The organism is Candidatus Polarisedimenticolia bacterium (assembly GCA_035764505.1).
Taxonomy (GTDB): Bacteria; Acidobacteriota; Polarisedimenticolia; order Gp22-AA2; family AA152; genus AA152.
In genome coordinates, this window is record DASTZC010000228.1 from 1 (window position 1) to 9,008 (window position 9,008).

A 9,008-nucleotide genomic window follows, 5' to 3' on the forward strand; every position below is an offset into this window, starting at 1 on the left:
AGCGTCTTGCCGTCGGGTGAGAGCGTCAGGCCCAGCTCGTCGAAGGGAATCAGCGATTGTCCCGCGGGAGGATTGATCGTGGCGCGAAAGACCCGAACGGTTGGAGCCGTGCGCGCTACGACGGCGATTCCAAGCCCCAGCGCGGCGAGACCGAGGACCGCGGCCAGCGCCCAGGCCAGCTTCTCGCGGCTCCTGCGGCGCAGCGCCACCGGCGCTGCCACGCCCGCGGATCCCCCCTCGGCAATCCATTGCAGCTCGGCGGCGATGTCATGCGCGCTCTGCCAGCGATCCTCGGGGTCCTTCTCGAGGCAGCGGCGCACCACATGGTCGAGGGCCGGCGGGCTCATCGGGGCGATGGAGGAGATGGGCGCCGGCTGGGAGGAGACGATGGAGGCGATCAGGCTGGTCTTCGATTTCCCTTCGAAGGCGCGCTTGCCGGTGGCCATCTCGTAGAGGACGGCCCCCAGCGCGAACAAATCGGTCCGCGTGTCGGCTTCCGCGCCCTCGAGCTGCTCCGGAGCCATGTATTGAAAGGTGCCGAGGATCGTCCCCTCGGCCGTCAGCGGGCCGCGCGTCGGCATGGCGGTCGGCAGGTGCGAGGCGGAGCCGAAGCCGCTCACCGCCGCCTCCTCCCCCTGCGCCGTCCGAGCCAGGCCGAAATCCAGGAGCTTCGCCCCCGACTTGGTGAGCATGATGTTGCCCGGCTTCAGATCGCGATGCACGATGCCGCGGCGGTGCGCCGCGTCGAGCGCCGAGGCGATCTGGCGCCCCACCTTGAGCACCTCGGGCAGCGCCAGCATGCCGCGATGCAGCCGCTCCGCCAGGGTCTCCCCTTCCAACAGCTCCATCACCAGGTAGTGCAGCGTGGAGCCCTCGGCGGATCCCGGAGAGGTTCCGACGTCATGGAGGATGCAGATGTGCGGGTGGTTCAGGGAGGAAATCGCCTCCGCCTCGCGCTGGAACCGCTGGCGGAACTGCTCGCTGCCCGCGAAGATCGACGGCAGCATCTTCACCGCGACGTCGCGATGGAGGCGGGTGTCGCGCGCCTTGTAGACCTCGCCCATCCCGCCGGCCCCGAGCGGCGCGACGATTTCGTAGGGTCCCAGCCTGGTTCCTGGAGCAAGGCTCATGAGCGCGACAGGATACCCGACTCGAGCGTCGCTATCCAGTGGACAGGGTGCGGCATCACCCGCGCCGAGCTCAGGCGAGGGGGCGGAACTTCGCCGTGAAATGCCGCAGGAACGGCGGACAGAAAGTCATCTCGAGACCGCGCAGCGTCCCCGCGCGGGAGGCCACTTCGGCCGCGATCTCCAGCATCCGATCGACGTGGCTCTGGGTGTAGACGCGGCGCGGCAGCGCCAGGCGCACCAGCTCCAGGCGCGCCGGCGCCGAGGCGGAGTGCTTGCCGGTGCCCCCGAACATCACGCTGCCGATCTCGCACGAGCGGATGCCGCCGGCGAGATACAGCTCGCACGCCAGGGCCTGGCCGGGAAACTGCTCCGGCGGAATGTGCGGCAGGACGCGGCGGGCGTCGATGAAGACGGCGTGGCCGCCCGGGGGCTGCACCGTCGGCAGGCCGAGGCGATCCAGGCCTTCGGCCAGATACCGTATGGTCGCCTGGCGATATTCGAGATAGGACTCGTCGAGGACCTCCTCCAACCCCACCGCCAGCGCTTCCAGGTCGCGGGCGGCGCACCCGCCGTAGGTGGGGAACCCTTCGGTGAGAATCAGGAGGTTGCCCGCTTCGGCAGCGAGCCGGTCGTCGTTGAGCGCCAGGAATCCTCCCATGTTCACCAGCCCGTCCTTCTTGCCGCTGAAGATGCAGCCGTCGGCGAGCCGGAAGATCTCGTGCGCGATCTCGGCGACCGAGCGCCGCTCCTGGCCCGGCTCGCGCTTCTTGATGAAATAAGCGTTCTCGGCGAAGCGGCAGGCGTCCAGGATGAAGGGGATTCCGTGGCGGCGCAGGATGGCGCTGCACTCCCGGATGTTCTCCAGGCTGGCCGGCTGTCCTCCTCCCGTGTTGTTGGTGATCGTGAGCATCGCGAGCGGCATGCGGGCGCGCTCACGGCGGCAGAGCTCCTCCAGGCGGACCAGATCGATGTTCCCCTTGAACGGGTAGCTCGAGGCGGTGTTCCCCGCCTGGTCGACCACCAGGTCGCGCGCCTCTCCCTTGTCGAATTCGATGTTGGCGCGCGTCGTGTCGAAGTGGCTGTTGCTCGGAATGATCGAATCGGGCCGCACGGTGATCTGGAAGAGGATGCGCTCGGCGGCGCGCCCCTGGTGCGTCGGGATGATGTGGCGGTATCCGGTGAGGTCGCGCGCCACCCGCTCGAAGCGCTGAAAGGAGCGCGAGCCGGCATACGACTCGTCGGCAATCATCATCGCGCCCCATTGCGCGGCGCTCATGGCCGAGGTGCCGGAATCGGTCAGCAGGTCGAAGGTGACCCGCTCGGAAGGCAGCCCGAAGAGGTTGTAATCGGCCTCCTGCAACCAGCGCTGCCGCTGCGGCCTCTCGGACAGATTGATTGGCTCGACGACCTTGATGCGAAACGGCTCGATGATGACGGGCACCTTAAGCCTCCATGCGCAGGTTTTTCGCTCGACCTGAACCCAGGCGCCGTCGGGGAACGCAGAGATTGCGCAGCCTCATCGCTCGAAGCCGCCGGCGGACCGGAAATTGCGCAACGATTCGGGTATTTGCAAGCGGCGAGCCACTTGCCGCGCAAAGGACGACCGCTTTGCCGCCACGGGTGGGCCTTCGTCCCGACAAGCCGCAAGCCTTCAGCCGCGCGAGCAACTGGTGTTCGTCGAGCTCTGGCTCTCGAGTGAAGGCGCCGGGTCAGAATGGCCACCACGCTCTCAACTGCCCCGGGGCAAAGTCCGCGTGCGGCGCTTACCTGGAGATCTTGAGGAAGGTGCCTTTCTGAAGCTCGTCGAAGGCCTGGCGCAGCTGCTCCTGGGTGTTCATCACGATGGGGCCATACCAGGCGACCGGCTCCTCGATCGGCCTGCCGGAAACCAGCAGGAACCGAATCCCTTTTTCTCCCGCCTGCACGGTCACCTCGTCGCCGCTGTCGAAGAGGACGAGCGATCGGTTCTCGGCCTCGACGGGCGGCGTGGTGTCGAGCCAGCCCACCGGCTCGGTCGGCACGGCGAGAGGTCCCGAAGCGTTGCAGAACTTGCCGGCACCGGCGAAGACATAGGCGAAGGCGTGACGCGTCGTCTCGACGGGAAAGCTCCTGCGCCGCCCGGGCGGCACCGAGATGTCGAGGTAGACGGGATCCGCGGCGACCCCTTCCACCGGTCCTTTCTTTCCCCAGAAGCTGCCGCAGACGATCCGGACCTGACTGCCGTCGTCATCGGTCACGTGCGGAATCTCCGCCGCTTTCACCTCCTGGTAGCGCGGCGCCGTCATCTTGAGCGAAGAAGGGAGGTTTCCCCACAGCTGGAAGCCATGCATCCTCCCCTGCGGATCTCCCTTGGGCATCTCCTGGTGGATGATGCCGCTGCCGGCCGTCATCCACTGGACGTCTCCGGCCGAGATGACGCCCCGATTTCCCAGGCTGTCGCCGTGCTCTACCCATCCCGAGAGGACATAAGTAATCGTCTCGATCCCCCGATGCGGATGCCACGGGAAACCGGCCAGGTAGTCAGCCGGCCGGTCGTTCCGGAAGTCGTCCAGGAGAAGGAACGGATCGAAATCAGAGGTATTGCCGAAGCCGAAGGCGCGCCGCAGGTGCACTCCGGCCCCTTCGAGGGTGGGCTTGGACTGGATGAGCTTCTTTACCGGTCGTATCGACATGGAAAGCCTCCTTGCCGGAATGAGAGACGAGATGACGCCGCGGGCCGCGCACTGCGAATCAGTCCTCCCGGGGAGAGGGACTCTCGTCCCGCGTGCCGCCGCGCGAGAGACCAATTTGCTCCATTTCGCAAATCCTCTCCGCGTGCGAGCCGACGACCTCGAGAATCGTCCGCCGCCCGCCGCGGCGCACCGGCGCGCAGCAGGCGCGGCGATGCGTGAGATTGGCGAAGCCAACCTCCAGCTTCCCCTTGTTGACGGCCAGCGGCCACAACAGGCAGACCGAGGGCTTGAGAGCGTAGGGATGACCCAGGTGGCGCTCCCCCGCGACATGCAGCGCGCAACCCCCATCGTCGCGCAGGAAGACGCAGGCCCCGTCGAGAACCCGGGTGAAGGTGGAGCGCCCGGACGCAAAGTCAGGGTCCTTCGAGAGGCGCAATCCGAACCAACGCGCGGAATCGCCTCGCGCTCGGGAAGTCATCGCCTCGCTCACGATCCGCGCATGGCTCAGGACCCGGTCGCGCTCGGTCTCGCAGACCGTCGTCCCTCCGAGGCAGCAGCGCGCGTTGCAGCGCTCCACCGAAGCGCGTCGGACGTAGGCCTTGCGCAGGAAGCGCGCATGGATGCCTTTGACCCTAAGTCCCAGGTGATCGCGGACGATGCCGAAGAGCTTCTCCAGATCGGATGGCAAGGCGGTTTTCGGGCGCATGGGACCCTCCGGATGCCGTCACTATAGCGCCTCGGCGGCGTTCGTGGCGACGAGAACATCCCCCACTCTCGCGGCCACGTGCAGCGGCACCTCGGGTGGCAGCTCTTTTCTCAGCTTTTCGTAGCGCGGCGCTTCCATCAGGCACCAGGCGCGGCGGGCATTCGACAGGAGCCCCACGAGGTCGGCCTCGCGATCGACGAAGATCGGCGTCTTTCTCAGGTAGAAGGCCAGTCCGGCATGATCGCTTTCCCGGTAGTAGACCAGCGCGTCGCCGGGACGGACCCGCGGCGCGAGATGCTCCGCGGCCTCGCGGCTGCTCAGACACGCCGTGAGACGAGGCGCGTTCCCCCACAGCAGGGCCGGCATCAGGGCCAGGCTTCCCGAGGCCAGCAGGGTCACCGCCGACCCTGCCAGGCCGCGCCTGCGAAAGAACAGGGCCAGCAAAGCGCCGGCGAGTGCCGCGAGCGAGGCACACAGCAGGCTTTCCCTCAAACCCTCGGGAAGCGAGCCCAGCCCGGGAAGCCGCCAGAGCAGCAGCGCCATCGCCGTGCCAATCACCATGAGCAGGACCGGTCCCGAGCGGCCGGCCCGTCCGAGAGGCGCGACCAGCTGATGCTCGAAGCAACCGCCCACCAGCAAAGCGGCCGCCGGCAGCGCCGGCAATATGTAGGAAGGAAGCTTGCTTGCCGCCATGGAGAAGAAAACCAGCGGCACCACCAGCCAGGCGAGAAGCAGGATGTGCCCGCGTCCGGCGCCTCCCGGTGAGGCGCGGCGCGACCAGCCGCGCCAAAGCGCCGCCGGCAGCCAGGCCGACCAGGGGAGAAAGCCCGCGAACAGGACGACCGGGTAATAAAGGAGAGGCTGTGAGCGATGCTCGGGGGTCAGGAACCGGCCCAGGTTACCGGCCAGGAGGAACTCTCGGAGCAAGCCCGGATTGGATCGCGCCATGAACCCGAACCATGGGAGCACCATGCCGGCGAAGACCATGGCGCCGGATACCGGGCGCAGCCTGCGCCAGTGCCGCAGCCGGCCGCTCGCCACGAGATACGCTGCCAGCACGAGGAGGGGAACCAGGAAACCCACCGGCCCTTTGACGAGGACGGCGGCACCCAGACATGCCGCCGCCAGCAGCGGGATGATTCGTCCTTCTTCCCCTTCCAGCGCCTCGAAGCAGAGCATCAGCGCCAGCGTGCACAGGCTGGTCAGGATCATGTCGGTGACCGCGGCCCGTGCGAGCAGGAAGTATTCGAAGGAGGAAGCGAGGATGACGGCCGAGAGGATGCCGGCGCGCCGGCTCTTGTGGATCCGCGATCCGATCCGGTAGACGGCCAGAAGCCCGCCAAAGGCGGCCAGGGCGGAGGGCAGCCTGGCGCCGACCTCGCTCCAGCCGAAGAGGCGGAAGGACGCCATGAGGATCCAATAATAGAGGATGGGCTTGTCGAAAAGCGGCCGGCCGTACAATCGCGGCACCAGCAGGTTTCCGCTCGCCACCATCTCGCGGACCGACTCGGCATAGGCCGACTCGTCCGGATCGAGCAGCGCCGGCCGATCCAGAAAAAGAAGGAGCGGGACGAGCGCGGAGCACACCAGCAGCAGCGCGATCCAGGCCGCACGCCGCCGCGAAGCGGCGAGCGGATCGGCCCAGCTCTCGCTCATTTCCATGAAGATTTCCCATCGTCGGGCTTCCCGGCCGGATCCCGATCCAGCTCGATGCCGCAGCGCCGCAGCTCGCGCCAGGTTTCTTCCGCGCACAGCGCGCGCACTTCCGACTCCCAGTCGTAGCCCCAGGGATAATCGTGCGTCAAGGCCGGCTCCGGGTGGCCCGGGTGCACCATGAGCTCGGACCATCCCTCCGGAATCGCGCGCAGGATACTCCCCAGCGAAGAGATGCTCAGGTGGCCCGCTTCCGCCCCTCCGAAGAAGCGGTCGCACGAACGCGGTGCCCCGTTCAAAAGGGGGCAGCGGGCGACCAGGGACAGGGCCCTGCGCGCCAGGCGTCGCCCAGGACGCGCTCCCGGCAGTGCGGCCCCTTGCTCGCGGGGGACACGAATCCGCGGAATCCCGAACTCGCGGGCCAGCTCCAGCGCGATGACCCAGAGGTCCGGCAGCACGTGCAGATGCTGGTGGCTGTCGAGATGGGCCGGCTTCAATCCCGAGTCGAGCACGCGGCGGATCTGCGCGCGCCACTCCGAGAGCGCTTCCTCACGGTCGATCCAGCCGGCGAGCCAGGCCGGCAGGAACTCGCGCCACGATTCCCGGAACCTCCCGCCTTCCGGAGCGAGGCTGGGGATCCGCGCCGGATCCAGGACCGGGACCCCGCCCACCAGGGTGAGATGCACTCCCACCTTCAGCCCGGGCAGCCTGAGCGCCGTGGATACGGCGCCCTCCCAGCGCGCGGCATTCGCCAGCAGCGATGTGGAGGTGACGATTCCTTCCCGGTAGGCGGTGGCCACGCCGCGGTTGATTCCCGCGGACAGGCCGAAATCGTCGGCCACCACCAGCAGCCGCCTCACGGGATTCGCGGGATGAGCGTGCGCGACGGACTGCGGCGCCGCCGGAGGGCGCGCAGCTCGGGAAGCATGCGGAGCATCTCGGCGCACATGCGGCGGATGGTCGCGAGGCTGGAAAGCGTCGAGATCCCGCGGCTGCGGGGAAAGTAATCGACTCCCATCTGCAGGATGCGGCATCCCGCGTACTGGCAGCGGATCAGCAGCTCGGCATCGATGAAGGAGCTGTCGCTGCGCAGCGTGACGTGCTCGAAGATCTTCCGGCGGCACAGCTTGAAGGAAAAGTTGACGTCGCGGACCCGCAGGCCGAAAAGCGCCTTGATCAGGGCGTTCCATCCGAAAGAATAGAGGGTCCGGATGGGACCCTCGCAGGTCCGATCGAAGCGGTAGGCTGCCACCACGTCGGCGTTGCGGATGATCCGGACCGCCTTGACCAGCTCGATCATGTCGAACGGATAATCGGCGTCCGAATAGAGGACCAGGTCCTTGCCGGCGGCGGCGAAGCCGGTCTTCAGGGAGCCGCCGAGCCCCAGATTGCGGGGGTGGTGGATGACGCGGATGCGCGGATCGGCCGCCGCGAGGCTGTCGGCAATCGCCGGCGTCGCGTCGGTGCTGGCATCGTCGACGATCAGGATCTCGTAGTCGTCACTGATCTGCGCGAGGACCTCCAGCGCGCTGGCCACGGTGCCGCGGATATTATCCTCCTCGTTGAACATGGGGAAGAAGACGGAGATGCTGGGCCGGCCGCCGGGACACGGCGCCTCTCGGGCGACGAGCGCGGAAAAAGTCGATTTCGACGCCAAGGTTCTGAACTCCGGGGCTTCCCCCGGCGGCCAGGCCGCCTCGGGGGGACGCAGCCAAGATAGCGCGCGCGGATTACAGGAAGATGATCCGAACATTAAGAAATGGCTAACCGGCCTCCTCAGGAGGCCGGCGGGAAATCCAGGGTGACCACCGTGCCGCTGCCCGGCCGGCTCTCCACTCCGACCGTTCCCCCGTGCAAACCCATGATTGACTTGACGATCGCCAGACCCAGCCCGGCCCCGACCGGGTAGCGGGCGCGGTCCGACTCGGAGCGGTAGAAGCGGTCGAAGACCCGCGGCAGGTGCTCCGGGGGGATGCCGGTGCCGGTGTCGGAGACGGTGACCCGGGTCCCCTGCCCGCGGCTCTGGACGCTCATCTCGATGCTGCCGCCGCGGGGGGTGTGGCGCAGGGCGTTGGAGACCAGGTTGCTCAGGGCGCGGCGGAACAGCATCGGGTCGGCATGCACGGGCGCCGCGCCATGGCAGCTCATCCGGATACCGCTCTCCTCGCCCACCGCATCGTAGAAATCGCGCACCGCCTCGATCTCCGCGCGGCCGTCGAGCGGACGCGGGGCGATGACCGCGCCGTCCCCCTCGGCCCGCGCGATGAACAGCAGGCTTTCGATCATCCTGCCGAGCCGGCCGCATTCCTCCAGGCTCGACTCGATTACCTGGCGGTACTCCTCGGCAGTGCGGGCCCGCGACAGGGCCACCTCGGCCTCTCCCATCAGGTTGTTGATCGGCGTTCGCAGCTCGTGCGCCAGGTCGGCGGAGAATTGCGTAAGCCGGTCAAAGGACCTTTCGAGCCGCTCCAGCATCCCGTCGAAGACCCGGGCCAGCTTCTCGAGCTCCCTCGGCCAGCGCGCGCCGCGAACCCTCTCGTGCAGCGTGTCCTGGGTAATGCGCTGGGCCGTCTCGGTGATTTGCGCCAGCGGGCGCAAGCCGTGGCGCGCCACCCAGGCGCCCGCCCCGGCCGAGATCAGAATCCCGAAAAGCAGGGTGAACCCCATCTTGCGGCGGTAATCGCGCAGCAGCGCCTGCTCGTGGGAAATCTCCAGCGCCGCCTGCACCATTCCGGCGTGGCGCGCATGCCTGCCTTCCGGCACGCGCGCGGCGAAGAGAATGTAGGGCTTACCATCCGATGAGGTCCATTCACGCGTCGTCTCGGTGGAAGGTCCGCCGCCCTTTTC

The 9,008-nt window shown here is 67.8% G+C and carries 8 protein-coding genes; all 8 read right to left on the bottom strand.

Annotation, left to right across the window (positions count from 1 at the left end; all coding sequences use genetic code 11):
• On the bottom strand, window positions 1–1,130 hold a 1,130-nt coding region (locus VFW45_15240), incomplete at its 3' end, for a serine/threonine-protein kinase (protein ID HEU5182139.1).
• Window positions 1,131–1,200: 70 nt separating this feature from the next.
• On the bottom strand, window positions 1,201–2,571 hold the full coding sequence (locus VFW45_15245; protein ID HEU5182140.1) for a tryptophanase: 1,371 nt from the start codon (window positions 2,569–2,571) through the stop codon (window positions 1,201–1,203).
• Window positions 2,572–2,893: 322 nt separating this feature from the next.
• Window positions 2,894–3,802, bottom strand: a complete 909-nt coding sequence (locus tag VFW45_15250; protein ID HEU5182141.1) for a pirin family protein — start codon at window positions 3,800–3,802, stop codon at window positions 2,894–2,896.
• A 58-nt stretch (window positions 3,803–3,860) separates the two neighbouring features.
• Window positions 3,861–4,508 carry a hypothetical protein gene (locus VFW45_15255; protein ID HEU5182142.1) on the bottom strand — a complete coding sequence of 216 codons (648 nt, stop codon included), beginning with the start codon at window positions 4,506–4,508 and terminating at the stop codon, window positions 3,861–3,863.
• A gap of 21 nt (window positions 4,509–4,529) precedes the next feature.
• Complete coding sequence (locus VFW45_15260) at window positions 4,530–6,164, bottom strand: glycosyltransferase family 39 protein (GenBank protein ID HEU5182143.1); 1,635 nt, start codon at window positions 6,162–6,164, stop codon at window positions 4,530–4,532.
• The gene (locus tag VFW45_15265) at window positions 6,161–7,021 is read right to left on the bottom strand and encodes a ChbG/HpnK family deacetylase (protein ID HEU5182144.1); all 861 of its coding nucleotides are present in this window, start codon (window positions 7,019–7,021) and stop codon (window positions 6,161–6,163) included. Before VFW45_15265 ends, VFW45_15260 begins: the two co-directional genes overlap by 4 nt.
• On the bottom strand, window positions 7,018–7,818 hold the full coding sequence (locus VFW45_15270; protein HEU5182145.1) for a glycosyltransferase family 2 protein: 801 nt from the start codon (window positions 7,816–7,818) through the stop codon (window positions 7,018–7,020). The genes VFW45_15265 and VFW45_15270 overlap by 4 nt, the downstream gene beginning before the upstream one ends.
• Before the next feature lie 119 nt (window positions 7,819–7,937).
• Window positions 7,938–9,008, bottom strand: a 1,071-nt coding sequence (locus VFW45_15275; protein ID HEU5182146.1) for a heavy metal sensor histidine kinase, incomplete at its 5' end; no start/stop codon positions are given.

Bases quoted from the DNA above. Each gene is read 5' to 3' on its own strand.
- VFW45_15250 (HEU5182141.1), bottom strand. From the start codon at position 3,802: ATGTCGATACGACCGGTAAAGAAGCTCATCCAGTCCAAGCCCACCCTC.
- VFW45_15255 (HEU5182142.1), bottom strand. From the start codon at position 4,508: ATGCGCCCGAAAACCGCCTTGCCATCCGATCTGGAGAAGCTCTTCGGC.
- VFW45_15260 (HEU5182143.1), bottom strand. From the start codon at position 6,164: ATGAGCGAGAGCTGGGCCGATCCGCTCGCCGCTTCGCGGCGGCGTGCG.